Origin of the sequence: Bartonella bacilliformis Ver097 (assembly GCF_000709795.1) — a bacterium.
Taxonomy (GTDB): Bacteria; Pseudomonadota; Alphaproteobacteria; order Rhizobiales; family Rhizobiaceae; genus Bartonella; species Bartonella bacilliformis_A.
This window is the reverse complement of record NZ_KL503802.1, coordinates 57,242-72,885: the sequence shown is the minus strand read 5'-3', so window position 1 is coordinate 72,885 and position 15,644 is coordinate 57,242. Positions and strand designations below refer to the sequence as shown.

The window sequence follows — 15,644 nt, the reverse complement described above, 5'->3', positions numbered from 1 at the left end:
ATGATTGGAGGCCCTGTTTTTACAGGGCCTTTATTTTATTTGTGATTGTGTCATTTTTACTACAGATATTTTAAAAATAGTGTTTTATGTAGATTTCATTTCGAATATTTGTTTATGGAGATAAATCTATGAAAATGAGATATCTAAGTGTTCTATTGGGTATCAGTTTGGGTTCATCCTCTGTGGTAAATGCAGCTGATATTGTTGTTACGAATGAAATGAAAGAAGAAGTACCTGCAGCGTCGTCATCTGTTTTTGCTGCTGCTTCTGATCTTTCTTGGACAGGTGTCTATTTGGGTGGTCAGATAAGCGGTTTCTCAAGTAAGATTGGTATAGATCATTATAAAGAAAACAAGTGGAGTTCAGTTGAAAAAAAATTATTGCCTGAAATCTCAGGTTTTTCAGGTGGTTTTTATGTAGGTTCTAATGTTAACTTGGGTGAAGGCCTTATTTTTGGTATTGAAACAGATGCATTGTGGTCTAATAAAGGGGATAAAAAGACTGTGCCGCTCAGGAAAGCTGAAGAAAGCGTTTTAAGATTTGAAACAGATAGTCGTAGCACTCAGGGACAAAGTGGGGGTGCTCGTCTTGCTACAATTAAGCCGCTGATAAGTGAGTACGCTTTCAAACAGCGGTGGGTTGGTGCCACACGTGCTCGTGTTGGTTTTGCTATTGAGCGCTTTATGCCTTATGTTACTGGGGGGGTTGCTTATGGGCAGTTCCGAGGCGTTAATCTGCACGTTTTGGCCAATGATTCTTCAAAAAATGGTGAAAAAGAAGAAAAGTTGATGGTTGGTTATGCTGTTGGTACAGGTCTTGACTTTGCAGTGGACAGTAACATTTTCTTGCGTACAGAATATCGTTTTTCAGATTTAGGTAAAAAGAAATTTGCAAACGAAAAAATTGAAGTGAACTACAAGATCAATGATTTCCATGTTGGTATTGCGTATAAGTTCTAATTTGTTAAATAATTAAATGATTAAGAGACCCTGTTTTTAACAGGGTCTTTTATTTTTTTAGTTTTATTTTATGGTTTTATTTTTGAAGAGTTTCATGATAGAGCTCTAGGACAGATGATGTGTCTTTTGATTAGTGTTTAAGTGAATTATTTGTTTAAATAATTAGGGGGCAAGATTCAAAGAAGTTATACAAAAATAAAATCATAAAAGTGGATAGGGAAATTTCACAATGGCTGTGAAAAATGAAACGATAGATTATTCAAAAACGCTTTATTTGCCACAAACCAATTTTCCTATGCGTGCTGGTTTGCCACAAAAAGAACTTGAATTGTTAGCACGGTGGGAAGACATGGATCTTTATGTTCAACTGCGCCAGCAAGCAAAAGAACGTCCATGCTATATTCTACATGATGGGCCACCTTATGCAAATGGTAACATTCATATTGGGCATGCTCTAAATAAAGTTTTAAAGGATGTTATTATTCGTTCATTTCAAATGCGTGGTTTTAATGCGAATTACGTTCCTGGTTGGGACTGTCACGGACTTCCTATTGAATGGAAAATTGAAGAAAAATATCGCTCCCAGGGAAAAAATAAAGATGATGTTCCCCTTAACGAATTTCGTCAAGAATGCCGGGAGTTTGCGCGATATTGGGTAACTGTTCAAAGTGAAGAATTTAAGCGTCTTGGTATTATAGGTGATTTTAAAAATCCTTACACTACGATGGCTTTTCACTCAGAAGTGCGCATTGCTAGTGAATTGATAAAATTTGCTATGTCAGATCAGCTGTATTGTGGTTCAAAACCTGTAATGTGGTCTGTCGTTGAGCGTACAGCTTTGGCTGAAGCAGAGGTTGAATATCACGATCATGAGTCGGATGTTATTTGGGTTAAATTTCCAATTTTTGAAACCATTTCTGATGATTTACACGGTGCCTTTGTTGTTATTTGGACAACAACACCATGGACCATTCCTGGTAATCGTGCAGTTAGCTATTCTTCGCAGATTGCTTATAGTGTTTATGAAGTTGAAAGTGCAGAAAATGATTTTGGTCCTCAAGCAGGGGAAAGATTACTTTTTGCTGATGCTTTAGCTGATTCTTGTGCAGAAAAAGCAAAGCTTGTTTTGAAACGTTTACGTTCTGTTTCTGCTGAGGAATTGAAAACACTTGTTCTTTTTCATCCACTTAAAGGTTTTTCTGGAGGTTACAGCTATAAAATTGCGATGCTTGATGGTTCGCATGTGACGGATAGTACTGGTACAGGTTTTGTCCATACAGCACCTAGCCATGGGCGTGAGGATTTTGAAATTTGGAATGCATATAAACTTATTTTGGAACAGGCAGGTATTGATTCGTCTATTCCTTTTCCTGTTGATGATGCTGGTTTTTATACAAAAGATGCTCCTGGTTTTGGGCCAGATCGTCAAAAGGGAGCTGCTCGTGTTATCGATGAAAATGGAAAAATGGGTGATGCAAATAAAGAGGTTATTAACGCTTTGATTAAAGCACATCGATTATTTGCACGTGGTCGTTTGAAACATTCATATCCTCATAGTTGGCGTTCGAAAAAACCAATCATTTTTCGCAATACACCGCAATGGTTTATTGCAATGGATAAAGATCTTGGTGATGGTTCAACATTACGAAGTCGAGCTTTAAAAGCTGTTTCAACAACACGTTTTGTTCCTGCTTCTGGTCAAAATCGTTTAGCTTCTATGATAGCAGATCGTCCTGATTGGGTGTTGTCTCGTCAGCGTGCTTGGGGTGTTCCTATTTGTATTTTTGCAAATGAGGATGGTCTCATTTTGAAAGATCAAGAAGTAAATAAGCGTATTTTGCAAGCTTTTGAAGAAGAAGGAGCAGATGCATGGTTTGCAGAAGGTGCACGTGAACGTTTTTTAGGTTCTCGTTCACATGAATCTTGGTATCAGGTGCGTGATATTTTAGATGTTTGGTTTGATTCAGGGACAACACATAGTTTTGTGTTAGAGGATCGTCCTGATTTGCAATGGCCTGCTGATGTTTATTTTGAGGGATCTGATCAACATCGTGGTTGGTTTCAGTCTTCTCTTTTGGAAAGTTGTGGTACGCGTGCGCATTCACCTTACAAAACAGTGGTTACACACGGTTTTACTTTAGATGAACATGGCAAGAAAATGTCTAAGTCTTTGGGAAATACAGTTGTTCCACAAGATCTCTTGAAGACATTTGGTGCTGATATTTTTCGTCTTTGGGTGATGACAACTGATTATTGGGAAGATCAGCGTTTAGGTAAAACGATTCTTCAGACGAGTGTGGATTCATATCGTAAATTGCGGAATGCTATTCGATGGATGCTTGGCACTTTATCACATGATCAAGGTGAAAAAATTCCCTATAGCTCTATGCCAGATCTTGAAAAATTTATATTACATCAGCTTTATGAACTCGATCAATTAATTCATCGCTCTTATGATGCATTTGATTTTAAGAAAATTATGCGTGCATTGTTAGATTTTGCAATTACTGATTTATCTGCATTTTATTTTGATATTCGCAAAGATTCTCTCTATTGTGATGCGCCTTCGTCATTAAAACGTAAGGCTTCTTTGCAAGTTGTTCGTGAGATTTTTGAGCGGATAGTAACATGGCTTGCGCCGATGTTGCCTTTTACAATGGAAGAAGCTTGGTTAGAGCGTTATCCAGAGAGTCGTTCAGTGCATTTGGAGCAGTTTCATCCTGCTTTAGCGGAGTGGAAAAATGAACTTTTAGCTGAACGTTGGAAAAAAATTAGAAAAGTTCGCAAAGTTGTTACGGGTGCTTTAGAGATTGAACGAGCAGATAAGCGTATTGGATCGTCTTTGGAAGCTGCACCTATTGTGTTTATTTCTAACTCAGTCTTATTGGAAGCATTAGAAAATATAGATATGGCGGAAATCTGTATCACTAGCGCTTTGACAGTTATTCAGGAAATGCCTCCATCAGATGCTTTTATTTTAAATGATGTTGAAGGTGTTGGTGTGTTTTCAGGAAAAGCTGATGGTAAAAAATGTGCTCGATCATGGCGTTATACTCAGGATATTGGAAGTGACCCAGAGTATCCTGATGTATCTGCTCGTGATGCAGCTGCTTTGCGTGAATTACGGGCTCTTGGTAAAGTTTAAAAGCTCTTAGATCAAGGATGATCTCAATGAGAGGAGTTAAAAGCTTTGTAGTCATTTAATTTCTGCTATTGATAAGAGAAGGCTGTTTAATAGTAGAAAATTTATATCAATAAGAGGCAAATCAAAGAGAGGTAGATCGTCGGTGTCTGAGTGATTTTCTTTTGATGGAGTATTAATCAGTTAATACTGATCCATTGATTAATAAGTAGGATAAAAAAACAAAAAGAAAATTGTTTTGTAATTGGGTTTTAATAAAAGAATTAACCATCTTTTTCAAAAGAGAGGCTTTATTGTTCAAGGGGTAAGTTTTTCAGGTGAAAGAAGAAATTTTTTATTTCCGCTTTTGTGCAAAGAAATCTTTAAGTAATTGAATAGCCTCTCTTTCCTTAAAACCAGAATATACATCAGGTTTGTGGTGACAGGTTGGTTGTTGGTAAAAGCGCGGACCATGTTCGATAGCTCCACCCTTTGAATCACTTGCTGAATAATAGAGATGCTGTATGCGTGTGAATGAAATAGCTGCAGCACACATCGCACAGGGTTCAAGTGTTACGTAAAGATTGCAATCGGGCAGCCTTTCGCTTTTGAGTGCTTTACAAGCCATACGAATGACACGTATTTCTGCATGTCCTGTAGGATCGTAATACGGTTTTTTTATAGAGTTGCCAGCGCGGGCAATGATTGTTTTTCCGCGTGTAATGACAGCGCCTACAGGGACTTCACCTTTTTCTGCTGCTAATTGCGCTTCTAAAAGGGCTATTTCCATAGGAGTTAGTGTCATATTTTGCTTTCTTATTTGAAGAGGAAATCATCAAAAGTTATATAAAGGTTTGCTGTGAAGTAAGTAAGCTTTTTTATAATACAAGGATTTTATTCCTTTTTAAAAGGATCTAAAGCTGATTTAGAAGTAAACAGGTACATTATGGCTACCGAAGGATAGAAAATGATAAATGATTGCGCTACCCCTACTTTTCAGAATAAACAACATAAGAAACGACATAGGACAGGTGATGCATTATCTGAACAGTTTGGAAAAAACCAAAATGAAGAGGACGTATATACCGACTGTGACAGTGAGCGGATTGCTAAAAGGTTAGCGCGTGCCGGTATAGCATCACGTCGTGATGCAGAAATGATGATTATCGCAGGTCGTATTGCTGTAAATGGTACAGTTGTGACAACTCCTGTTTTGAATGTTATTCCTTCTGATCTCATTACAGTGGATGAGAGACCTATTCCTCCTATAGAACGCACGCGGTTATGGCTTTATCATAAGCCTTCAGGATTAGTGACTACCAACCGTGACCCTGAAGGAAGGTCGACAGTATTTGATAATTTGCCGAAAGAAATGCCTCGTGTTGTTTCTGTAGGTAGGCTTGATATTAATACAGAAGGGTTATTGTTGTTGACCAATGATGGTGGTTTAGCACGCGTATTGGAGCTTCCTTTAACGGGATGGGTACGTAAATATCGGGTTCGTGCTCACGGAAAGATTAAACAGAGTGAGCTTGATAAGCTTAAAAACGGTATTGCAATTGATGGTGTTTTTTATGGTTCGATTGAAGCATCAATTGATCGTGAGCAGGGATCGAATGTATGGCTATCTGTAGCTTTACGTGAAGGAAAGAATCGTGAAATTAAGAATTTCTTGAGTGCTTTAGGGTTATCAGTTAATCGTTTGATACGTGTGTCCTACGGTCCGTTTCAGTTGTCTGATCTGGAAGAAGGAGCAGTCCGTGAATTAAAAGGTCGGACATTACGTGATCAATTGGGTGAGCGTTTAATTATGCAGGCGAATGCAAATTTTGATGCTCCTATTTTAAAGCCATTTTCAAATTCTGCGGTTTTTGTGAAACAAAAAAGCAGTAAAAAATTATCTCAAGCAAATAATGAATGGATTTTTTCTAGCGGTAATCATAAACAGCGTAGCAAAAAAGATAGCTTTATTGAACATAATCGTACTCGATTAAGTACAAAGCCTAATGAGCAGCCTATAAAACAAAGGAAAACAGAGTTTTTTTCATCGCGTTCACGTTGTTCTAATGTTTGGATGGCTTCTGGTGCACGCCCGCAGATTACACACAAAAGACCTTATTATGGTGAAGAGGATAATCAAGATCGTTCGAAAGTTTTTTCTGATGAAAAATTCTTATATAAAAACAAGGAAAAGCAACCAGAAGGTCGTTTCCAGAAAGAAAAGTCTACTAGTTTAAATAAAAAACACAGAAAAATACTGCATTCTGAAGCACGTATTTCTAGTCAGAATCTTCGGTTTTCTAAGAAAGAAGAAAAAATTGTTAAGGGAGATAGTAATCAGAATTTTTCAAATAGCAAACGAAGATCTAAAGTATCTTATGATAGTACGAGGAAATCTAAATCGTATCACACGGATGTAAAAATGTCTAAGTCATTTGGAGGGGAGCGTGCGAGTCGTAAGTGGTAAATTTGCGGGGCGTGTTTTATTTTCGCCTAGAGGTCAGTCTATTCGCCCGACAAGTGATCGTACACGTGAAAGCATTTTTAATATTTTTTCCAGTCGAAAAGAACAATTTTGGATCGGTAAGCGTATTCTTGATCTTTTTTCTGGCACGGGTGCTTTAGGGATTGAAGCACTTTCGCGTGGTGCAAAAACTGCTGTTTTTGTTGAAAATTCAATTGAAGGGCGCAGCTTAATTCAAAAAAATATTGAATCTTTTGGGTTGCAAGGCATTGGACGGATTTTGCGCCGTGATGCAACCAAACTGGGTAATATTGGGACAATGCTGCCCTTTGATGTCATCTTTGCAGATCCTCCTTATGGGTATCGTTTAGGTGAATTGGCTTTTATAGAAGTCTTAAAAGGGGGATGGGCAAAAGCTGACGCACTCTTCATACTTGAAGAAGCAAAAGAAGCGATAGTTAATTTGCCTGATATATTTTGTTTGGATGATGAGCGTTTTTATGGTGATACAGCAATACGTATCTATAAACTTCAGCCATAATTTGCACATGTGAGGAAAGTTTTATTCTAATCCGAATTTAATATTCTTGCTTGTTAATTAATGGGATAGCACAATACATGTGCAAATTAATTGCTGTGGAGAGAAGGAATTTCCTTATATTTTCTCAAGAATGATAAAGGGAGAATAAGATAAAATTGATTGAGCACTTGATAGCGGAAAAGCAAGCAGTGTAAACTTAGAAAAATCCGCTTTTGGGGGAGTGCTTGGGGATTTGGGTTGAAAGCTCAAGCGTTATTTATGAGATCTCTTATTGATTCGATTGTGGATGCAGATTTGTAAAAAATTAGAGGAAACAATCATTCGATTTATTAAAAGAAAAAGAGTGCATTTACGGTGTATAATTTAAAAGCTATCAGTATACAGAAATTACATTTTATAAATTCTCCAGATTGCTTGCCAAACTGAATGATAGATATTTATAGGAGTCTATGATGCTTATTGAAGACCAGATTGATAAAACTGTTTCTTTGGTTGAAGCAGCTAAGCATTTTGGGGCTGATGCTGCTGATGCTGTTGTTATCCGCTCACGTTCTGTTTCTGTATCAGTTCGCCTTGGTAAAGTTGAGTCGACAGAGGCTTCAGAGAGTGATGATTTTACATTGAGGGTTTTTGTTGGAAAGAAAGTGGCAAGTGTTTCTGCTAATTTAGCAACTCATTCGCGAGAACTAGCAGAACGTGCTATTGCTATGGCTAAAGCTTCACCTGACAGTATTTTTGAAGGTCTGGTTGATAAAAAATACTTAGTTACACATCCCCAGGATCTTGATCTTTTTGATAATTTTGTTCCACAAAGTGATTTTTTGACAGAGGATGCGTTGAAAGTGGAAGCTGCAGCTCTTGATGTTAAAGGGGTTAGCAATTCTGGTGGTGCTGCAACAGCCTATGGTAATAACGGAGTTATTCTTGTTACGAGCAATGGTTTTTGTGGTTCTTATCGTTCTAGTAGTTTTTCACGTTCTTGTAGTGCACTTGCTGGTGAAGGCACGATGATGGAACGGGATTATGATTATACAATGGCTTTGCATTTTTCTGATTTGAAAGAAGCAGAAATTGTAGGTAGAAATGCAGGAATAGGTGCGGTTAGACGTTTAGGAGCAGTTCGTGTGGCTACGGGGGATATTGATGTTATTTTTAATCCACGTACAGCTCGTGGCATTGCTGGGCATATTGCATCTATGGTTAATGGAGCATCAGTTGCGCGCAAAACCAGCCTCTTACAAAATTTAAAGGGGCAAAGAGTGATGAAGTCTAATATCAATGTGACAGATCAACCTTTAAGATTGCGTGGAAATGCTTCTCGCCCTTTTGATGGTGAAGGAGTAGAAGGGAAAGCACTGAATATCATTGAAAATGGTGTTTTAAAAAATTGGCTTCTTGCATCATCTTCGGCGCGTGAATTAGGGCTTGAAACGAATGGGCGTGGTGTACGTTCTGGGTCGTTTGTTCAACCAGCAAGTACTAACTTTGCTATTGAGCCGGGTTTAGTATCGCCTCATGATATGATAAAAGCTCTGCGAAAGGGCTTTTATGTTACAGAATTATTTGGGCATGGTGTTGATTTTGTAACAGGTCAATATAGTCGTGGCGCTTCCGGTTTTTGGATTGAGAATGGTGAGATTGCTTATCCCGTGAGTGAAGTAACGTTAGGTTCTAATTTACTTCATATGTTAGCACATTTAACACCTGCAAACGATATTGATTGGCATTATAGTACAGCTGCTCCAACATTATTAATTGAAGGGATGACACTTGCAGGAAAATAACGCGCACTATTCCTTTGATCTCAATCTTTTGCTTGATGTTTGTCAGGAAGCAGGAGATTTAGCGATGAGATATTTTGGATGTGAGCTGAAAGTATGGATGAAAGATGGCAATTCACCAGTTAGTGAAGCAGATTCTGCAATTAATCACTTTTTAAAGGAAAGACTTATTGGAGCACGGCCTGATTATGGTTGGATTTCAGAAGAAATGGAAGATGAGAGAAAATTACAGACTCATGGGCGCTGTTTTGTAGTTGATCCCATTGATGGAACTCGCGGTTTTCTTGCTGGCAGTATTTATTGGTGTATTTCAGTTGCTATTATTGAAAATGGGCGTCCTGTTGTAGCTGTTTTGCAGTGTCCTGCTAAGGGTGACGTTTATGCAGCTGTTATTGGTGAAGGAGCGACACTAAATGGCGTAAGATTGCCTCTTATTAAATCTCAGATCAATCAAAAATATAGGGTTTTTCTTGATAAATCGATTGCTCAAAAATTACCACATGATTTTTGTAATCAAGCTAGTTCTTTTTCTGATATTCCTTCTCTTGCTTACCGTATAGTTCTTGTTGCTCAAGGTGAAATTGATATTATGGTAGTTCGACCAAATTGCCATGATTGGGATATTGCTGCTGCTGATCTGATTCTTCAAGAATGTGGAGGGCATTTTATGTCGCTTGATGCACCATTTATTCCTTATGGGGGTGAAGTTTATCAGTATGGATTTTTAATTGCTGGTGAAAAAAAATGCTGTCAAAATATGATAGATATTGTTCGTCGAGCAAAGTTAGTTTAATCAAATAACAGCATATTGAAATTTTTTCATGAATACGTAGGTGAATATGACTGAAGACAACAAAAAACAGTTGCTGTATTTTGTATTTGGTGGGGAACTAAAAAATCTTAATAGTAATGAATTCAAAAATCCAGATGATTTGGATATTGTTGGTATTTTCATGGACTATCAATCAGCGCAAGATGCATGGCGAGCGAAAGCACAAAGTACTGTAGACAACGCATTACAACGTTATTATATTGTTGACTTGCATCAATCTCTTCACTCTGAAATTAAGTGATGCATAATAAAGTTTAAACATTTAATCATTTTTTTAAGCTTAAGCTGGACAACGATATTTAATGAGCTGGATTTAATATTACATGAGTAAAATAATTCAAAAGGAGAAAGGGGGGATTTTAGGGCGATTTTGGAGAAAAAATCGCAATTTATTGTTAAAAAATTGGTTTGTACAGGTTTTTTTTGTTTGGGTATTGGCAAACTATTTGCGTTTTGTTTATTGGACAAATCCGCGGCTGAAAAGTTCAGATGATGCACGGCAGGCACATAATACCTATAACCCGTTTATTATTACTTTTTGGCATGGACGCCACATTATGGGGCCTTTTCTTCGTCCTTCGGATGAGGTAATTATGGGGATGTTTTCTCGCTCTGCAGACGCAGAGATCAACGCACAATTAGCAAAAAAATTAGGGCTTGAGATTGTACGTGGTTCGGGGGGGCGCAGTAAAGCACATTATGTTAATAAAGGAGGGGCACAAGCGTTGTTGACGCTTAAAAATTCCCTCAAATCCGGCAAGACAGTGGCTATGATTGCGGATATTGCAAATGGAAAAGCACGGGAAGTTGGAAAAGGAATTATTTTATTAGCTAAAATATCTGGTCGTCCCATTGTTCCTTACATATACGCATTTTCACGAGAGAAAATTCTTGAAAATACATGGGATAAAACTGCAATTCCGCTTCCTTTTGGTCGTTCAATCTTTCTTATGGGGGAAGCACTTTTCGTTCCTAATGATGCAGATGACATTCTGTTGGAGGAGAAACGTATGGAATTAACAGATATGATGAATCGCTTGACAGATGAAGCTTATAGCCGCCTCAGAAATGATCAATGAGGTTTAATGAAAAATGATGGAATTAAAGGCATGTACGGTTTTTTTTCTCTATCGAATAATTGGCTTTTGTTTGTATCCTCTGATTTTCTTTTATTTATTTTTTCTTTCTGTACGTGATCAAGAAAAACTAAGGCGCCAAAAAGAACGTTTAGGTAAAAGTTTTAGAGTGCGTCCCTCTGGTCCGTTAATTTGGTTTCATGCGGTTAGTGTTGGAGAAACACAGGCTCTTGTACCACTCATTAATCATATCTTATCTTTGAAAATCAATGTATTATTAACAACAGGTACGGTAACATCTTCTATCTTTGTACAGAAATATTTTGGTAATCGGTTAATTCATCAATATGCTCCATTGGATTTAGAGTTGGTTGTGCGCCGTTTTCTTGGCCATTGGAAGCCTGATTTGGTATTGACGTGTGAATCAGAAATTTGGCCTTTACGTATTATAGAGCTTTCTAAAATGCGTATTCCGCAGATTTGGGTGAATGCTCATATATCTGAACGTTCTTTTCAAGCTTGGGAAAGATGGCCAGCTCTCGCTCAATATGTTTTTAGGCATATTGATGTGGCTGTTGGCCAGAATGAAAGAGATGTAGCTTGTTATCAAACGCTTGGAGTGAAATCTGTTGTGCTTTCTGGAAATCTCAAGGCTGATATTATTCCAGTTGAAGATCAGGAATTACTCATGCGTTATCGCCATGCTGTTGGAAATCGTCCAGTTTGGGCAGCTGTTTCCACTCATAAAGGAGAAGAACAAATTGCTCTTGAGGTTCATAAGACTCTTAAGAAACATTGGCCCAATTTATTGACTATTATCGTTCCACGTCATCCTGAGCGTGCAGGTGATATTATTAAGATGTGTAATGATCAAAGCATGCATTTTGTTCGTAGAAGCAATAATGCTGTTCTAGATGTTGAGACGGATATTTTGTTGGGAGATACGATTGGAGAGATGGGACTTTTCCTACGTTTATCACAAGTTGCTTTTATTGGTAAGTCTTTATGTAGTCGTGGTGGTCATAATCCATTAGAGTCTGCTTTTCTTGGTGCAGCTATTGTCACAGGGCCGCATGTCTCAAATTTCCAGGATATATTTGAGAAATTTTTGTCTCATGATGCAGCTTATATGGTTAAAGATACGATACAACTTACCCTTCAAGTGAATGAGCTTTTAAAAAATGAAGCGTTGAGGCAGAAAATGGTCGATAAAGCTTATGAGGTGGCAACAAATATGGCGGGCGCTTTTGAATGTACGTTAAAGGTTTTATATCCGTTTTTGCAGCCACTTATCATTCAAAAAACTCTAAGCCAGTGTTCAGAGTAGGTAATGTATATTAGCGCTCCCCATTTTTGGTGGAAAAATAAAAGTTTTCTACGTTTTTTACTGACGCCATTTTCTAAAGTTTATGGCTATTTTGCATGTCGTGGTATGGAAAGGAAGCCTCCTGTTATTGACTTGCCAGTTTTATGTGTTGGTAATTTCACACTAGGAGGGGCAGGTAAAACGCCTGTTGTTATTGCTTTGTCTCAAGCTGCTAAGAAGCTTGGTTTAAAGCCCGGAGTCGTATCACGTGGTTATGGCAGAACAGTTAAAGGGGTACATCTTGTCGATGTGGAATGTGATGATGCGTATCATGTGGGAGATGAACCACTTTTACTAGCACGCCATGCTTTGGTTGCAATATCACCTGATCGTTATGCAGCAGCACAACGACTTAAAGAAGAAGGCTGTGATCTTATTTTGATGGATGATGGGTTTCAGAGTCGTCGCCTTTATATGGACTATGCATTGCTCGTTGTAGACGCCATGCGCGGTTTAGGGAATGGGGCTGTTTTTCCGGCAGGGCCTTTGCGTGCACCTTTAGAAACGCAGCTTTCTTTGATGGATAGTGTTTTATGCATTGGCCGTTTGAAGGCTTATAATCATGTGGATGCTTTTATAACGGGTACTGGCAAGTCTTTGCATCATGCTTATCTTAAACCTTTGGCCTCTGATGAGGTTTCTGGAAAATCTTTTTTAGCGTTTGCGGGTATTGGCAACCCAGATAAGTTTTTTAAATCCATTAAAGAAATGTCTGGCCATGTTATAGAAGCTTGCTCTTATCCTGACCATTATTTTTTTACTGATACGGATCTAAAAAATCTTAAACAAAAGGCTAAGATTCAAAATCTATGGTTAGCTACAACTGCGAAGGATTACACACGTATACGAGTAAAAGCTTTGCAAAAAGATATAGAAAATTTGATCGTATTTGATGTCACACTTGATTTTGCTCAAGCAGATTTTTGTTATATGTTGCTTGAAGAAGTTATTGCTCGTTTTAAGAAACGAAAACATTTTTTGTAATCTGTTAAAAATTCTTCTTAGTGTTATGGAGGATCAAAGGGTTATTTTTTCATATTTAACAATTGGCGAAGATATGAATTGCATTCCAGTTCACGCTGATAAGAAAATTCACAACAGGCATATGCTTCTTGTCGCTCATGGTTCCAGTATTTTAGATCATCTATAGGGATTTTTTGTCCACTGACAGCACAAAGAGTGTACGTTCCATATTTTACAATTTCATATCCACCACTTGAATAATGAATTATTGCTTCACGTTCATCACTAGAAAACATCCTTTATATGTCCTTTCTGTTTTTTATAAAGAGATCATGTTAAGAGGTATCGTAAGGCGCTTTATATAATTGAGAGTGAATTTAAAAATATTTTTTCCCAGTTACAATAGTTAATCAAGTTTTATGTTCTACCAAAAAGGCGCTCTATATCAGCAAGTTTAAGTTCAATATAAGTAGGGCGGCCATGATTGCATGTACTTGAATGGGGTGTTGCTTCTATTTGTCGTAAAAGTGCGTTCATATCTTCAGGACGCAGGAGGCGCCCTGAACGTATTGAGCTATGGCAAGCCATAGTTGCTGCAACATAATCAAGCATTGCCTTTAAATTACTTATTGTATCATATTCAGCTGCTTCGTCAGCAAGGTCTTTAATAAGAGCTTGTGCGTTTATTTCTCCTAATATAGCAGGTGTTTCACGCACAAGGATTGCACCAGGCCCAAATGGTTCAATTCCTAGACCAAATTTTTGCAAAGAATCTTTGTGTGTTAAAAGACATGCTGCATCTTCTTCAGAAAGTTCCACAATTTCAGGAATAAGCAATAATTGTGAAGAGAGTGGTTTGGAATAAAGCGCGTTTTTAAGTGCTTCATAGATCAATCTTTCATGTGCTGCATGCTGATCAACAATGATTAGGCTATCTTGGGTTTGAGCAATAATGTAGTTTTTATGAATTTGTGCTTTTGCAGCACCTAGTGGATAGTGTAATTCTTCTGTTGGAGAAGTGTGGGTTGTTGCCCGTGTATCACCACTTGGTGCGCTTAAGCATTCCATCATAGGAACAGTATCTTCTCTTAAATCAATAGAGTCATTTAAGGGGTTTTGAAGCATTGATGTGGTTGTTGATAGCCTATTATGATATGGTTGTGAGGTATAAGAAAAAGGCCTTTGAGTACTCTTTAAATTTTCTAATGGATGTATTTGAAATGCTGTCAGCGCTGATTCAGAGTGTGTTGAGGTATGACGAACACCAGCTTGATGCAAAGCCTCATGGATTGCTCCAATAATTAAGCCGCGAATTAAACCTGGATCACGAAATCGCACATCAGCTTTCGTTGGGTGCACATTGACATCTACATCGGCAGGCGGCAAATCAATAAAAAGAATAGAGACAGCATGACGATCCCGGGCGATAGAATCAGCATAGGCTCCTCGAATTGCTCCCCATAGCAATTTATCACGTACTGGGCGTCCGTTAACATAAGCAAATTGGTGCAGACTATTGCTGCGATTGAAAGATGGTAAGCAGGTAAAACCAGTTAAACGAACGGATTCGCGTTCAGCATTAAGTGCTATACTATTGGGTGCAAATTCTTTTCCCATGATCTGTGTAATACGTTGCAATTGCCCTTGAGTGTTGTTTTCTGTAGCAGGAAATTCCATGAGCATTCGATCTGTGCTAGAAAGAGAAAAGCGAATATGTGGAAATGCGATAGCAATTCGTTTAATCATATCCGTGATCGCATTTGTTTCAGCACGATCTGTTTTCATAAACTTTAATCGTGCTGGTGTAACAAAAAAAAGATCACGAACTTCAACAATAGTTCCAGGATTAGCAGCAGCGGGTTTTGGTCTTTTAATTTTTCCTGCTATAATGCTAATTTCACTAGCATTATCAGCATCTTGCGTTCGTGAGGTTAGCTTAAGTTTGGCAACAGAACCAATAGAGGGGAGAGCTTCTCCTCGAAAACCAAGAAAGCAGATATTGCTTATGTCATCGACAATTTTAGATGTACAATGGCGAGAAACGGCTAAAATCAATTGATCTTCTGGAATGCCACAGCCATTATCACTGACTCTTATAAAATTTTTTCCACCGTTTACTATGGAAATTTCGATTCGGGTTGCTTGCGCATCAATAGCATTTTCAACAAGTTCTTTGATAACATTAGCTGGCCGCTCAATTACTTCCCCAGCGGAAATTTGATTAATAATATTTTCGCTAAGATGGCGTATAATCATAAATAAATTTTAACAGATTTTACTTTTTTTGTATAGAAACTTTGGAAAAAGATAATAATATTCGCTGAATACGCAAAAGTAGTTGGAAACAGTATGTTTGAAATGAATTTAATTTATTTCCAATAGAAAAAGTTGCTCACAATTAGTCCTTCTCTTATCATGTAGTTCTTTACTTAAATCATTAATTATGGTTGCAAACCAGTTAGTTAAATTAGAAAAAGATAAATTAAATTATTTATTGTCTTTAAAACAATTTAGACCAATTATGATTTAGGTCAAAAAGCA

At 37.7% G+C, this 15,644-nt stretch carries 13 protein-coding genes; 10 read left to right on the top strand and 3 right to left on the bottom strand.

Going from position 1 to position 15,644, the window contains the following annotated elements; genetic code table 11:
- The first annotated feature begins 128 nt into the window (after positions 1 to 128).
- Entirely contained in the window at positions 129 to 959 is an 831-nt protein-coding gene (locus H710_RS00270) for an outer membrane protein (protein ID WP_041848866.1), read from the top strand.
- Positions 960 to 1,188: 229 nt separating this feature from the next.
- Complete coding sequence (gene ileS, locus H710_RS00265) at positions 1,189 to 4,104, top strand: isoleucine--tRNA ligase (protein ID WP_041848865.1); 2,916 nt, start codon at positions 1,189 to 1,191, stop codon at positions 4,102 to 4,104.
- Between the two features lie 331 nt (positions 4,105 to 4,435).
- Here ileS and H710_RS00260 read toward each other — a convergent pair whose 3' ends face one another.
- Positions 4,436 to 4,885 carry a nucleoside deaminase gene (locus tag H710_RS00260; protein ID WP_041848864.1) on the bottom strand — a complete coding sequence of 150 codons (450 nt, stop codon included), beginning with the start codon at positions 4,883 to 4,885 and terminating at the stop codon, positions 4,436 to 4,438.
- Positions 4,886 to 5,047: 162 nt separating this feature from the next.
- Here H710_RS00260 and H710_RS00255 point away from each other — a divergent pair, with 162 nt between their 5' ends.
- From H710_RS00255 to lpxK, 8 genes are all read left to right on the top strand, one after another.
- Positions 5,048 to 6,547, top strand: a complete 1,500-nt coding sequence (locus H710_RS00255; RefSeq protein ID WP_041848863.1) for a pseudouridine synthase — start codon at positions 5,048 to 5,050, stop codon at positions 6,545 to 6,547.
- Positions 6,528 to 7,085 carry a 16S rRNA (guanine(966)-N(2))-methyltransferase RsmD gene (gene rsmD / locus H710_RS00250; protein WP_041848862.1) on the top strand — a complete coding sequence of 186 codons (558 nt, stop codon included), beginning with the start codon at positions 6,528 to 6,530 and terminating at the stop codon, positions 7,083 to 7,085. The genes H710_RS00255 and rsmD overlap by 20 nt, the downstream gene beginning before the upstream one ends.
- A 452-nt stretch (positions 7,086 to 7,537) precedes the next feature.
- Positions 7,538 to 8,869: a TldD/PmbA family protein gene (locus H710_RS00245; RefSeq protein WP_041848861.1), complete on the top strand. Its 1,332-nt coding sequence runs from the start codon at positions 7,538 to 7,540 to the stop codon at positions 8,867 to 8,869.
- Positions 8,856 to 9,659 carry a 3'(2'),5'-bisphosphate nucleotidase CysQ gene (locus tag H710_RS00240; RefSeq protein ID WP_041848860.1) on the top strand — a complete coding sequence of 268 codons (804 nt, stop codon included), beginning with the start codon at positions 8,856 to 8,858 and terminating at the stop codon, positions 9,657 to 9,659. Before H710_RS00245 ends, H710_RS00240 begins: the two co-directional genes overlap by 14 nt.
- A 46-nt stretch (positions 9,660 to 9,705) precedes the next feature.
- Positions 9,706 to 9,939: a DUF4170 domain-containing protein gene (locus H710_RS00235; RefSeq protein ID WP_041848859.1), complete on the top strand. Its 234-nt coding sequence runs from the start codon at positions 9,706 to 9,708 to the stop codon at positions 9,937 to 9,939.
- 82 nt (positions 9,940 to 10,021) lie between these two features.
- Positions 10,022 to 10,777, top strand: a complete 756-nt coding sequence (locus H710_RS00230; protein WP_041848858.1) for a lysophospholipid acyltransferase family protein — start codon at positions 10,022 to 10,024, stop codon at positions 10,775 to 10,777.
- A gap of 13 nt (positions 10,778 to 10,790) precedes the next feature.
- A complete protein-coding gene (gene waaA / locus H710_RS00225) occupies positions 10,791 to 12,101 on the top strand; it encodes a lipid IV(A) 3-deoxy-D-manno-octulosonic acid transferase (RefSeq protein ID WP_041848857.1) in 1,311 nt (436 codons plus the stop codon).
- Positions 12,102 to 12,104: 3 nt separating this feature from the next.
- Entirely contained in the window at positions 12,105 to 13,124 is a 1,020-nt protein-coding gene (gene lpxK / locus H710_RS00220) for a tetraacyldisaccharide 4'-kinase (RefSeq protein ID WP_041848856.1), read from the top strand.
- 41 nt (positions 13,125 to 13,165) lie between these two features.
- On the opposite strand, the gene H710_RS00215 is transcribed toward lpxK, so the two are convergent.
- Both H710_RS00215 and mutL read right to left on the bottom strand, forming a co-directional pair.
- Positions 13,166 to 13,399, bottom strand: a complete 234-nt coding sequence (locus tag H710_RS00215) for a DUF2093 domain-containing protein (RefSeq protein WP_041848855.1) — start codon at positions 13,397 to 13,399, stop codon at positions 13,166 to 13,168.
- 121 nt (positions 13,400 to 13,520) lie between these two features.
- Positions 13,521 to 15,359: a DNA mismatch repair endonuclease MutL gene (gene mutL, locus H710_RS00210; protein ID WP_041848854.1), complete on the bottom strand. Its 1,839-nt coding sequence runs from the start codon at positions 15,357 to 15,359 to the stop codon at positions 13,521 to 13,523.
- Between the last annotated feature and the right edge of the window lie 285 nt (positions 15,360 to 15,644).

Excerpts from the sequence above, each read along its gene's own strand:
- H710_RS00245 (WP_041848861.1), top strand. The coding sequence starts at position 7,538 with ATGCTTATTGAAGACCAGATTGATAAAACTGTTTCTTTGGTTGAAGCA.
- H710_RS00230 (WP_041848858.1), top strand. The coding sequence starts at position 10,022 with ATGAGTAAAATAATTCAAAAGGAGAAAGGGGGGATTTTAGGGCGATTT.
- waaA (WP_041848857.1), top strand. The coding sequence starts at position 10,791 with ATGATGGAATTAAAGGCATGTACGGTTTTTTTTCTCTATCGAATAATT.
- H710_RS00260 (WP_041848864.1), bottom strand. The coding sequence starts at position 4,885 with ATGACACTAACTCCTATGGAAATAGCCCTTTTAGAAGCGCAATTAGCA.
- H710_RS00235 (WP_041848859.1), top strand. The coding sequence starts at position 9,706 with ATGACTGAAGACAACAAAAAACAGTTGCTGTATTTTGTATTTGGTGGG.
- H710_RS00270 (WP_041848866.1), top strand. The coding sequence starts at position 129 with ATGAAAATGAGATATCTAAGTGTTCTATTGGGTATCAGTTTGGGTTCA.
- ileS (WP_041848865.1), top strand. The coding sequence starts at position 1,189 with ATGGCTGTGAAAAATGAAACGATAGATTATTCAAAAACGCTTTATTTG.
- H710_RS00255 (WP_041848863.1), top strand. The coding sequence starts at position 5,048 with ATGATAAATGATTGCGCTACCCCTACTTTTCAGAATAAACAACATAAG.
- mutL (WP_041848854.1), bottom strand. The coding sequence starts at position 15,359 with ATGATTATACGCCATCTTAGCGAAAATATTATTAATCAAATTTCCGCT.
- H710_RS00215 (WP_041848855.1), bottom strand. The coding sequence starts at position 13,399 with ATGTTTTCTAGTGATGAACGTGAAGCAATAATTCATTATTCAAGTGGT.
- lpxK (WP_041848856.1), top strand. The coding sequence starts at position 12,105 with ATGTATATTAGCGCTCCCCATTTTTGGTGGAAAAATAAAAGTTTTCTA.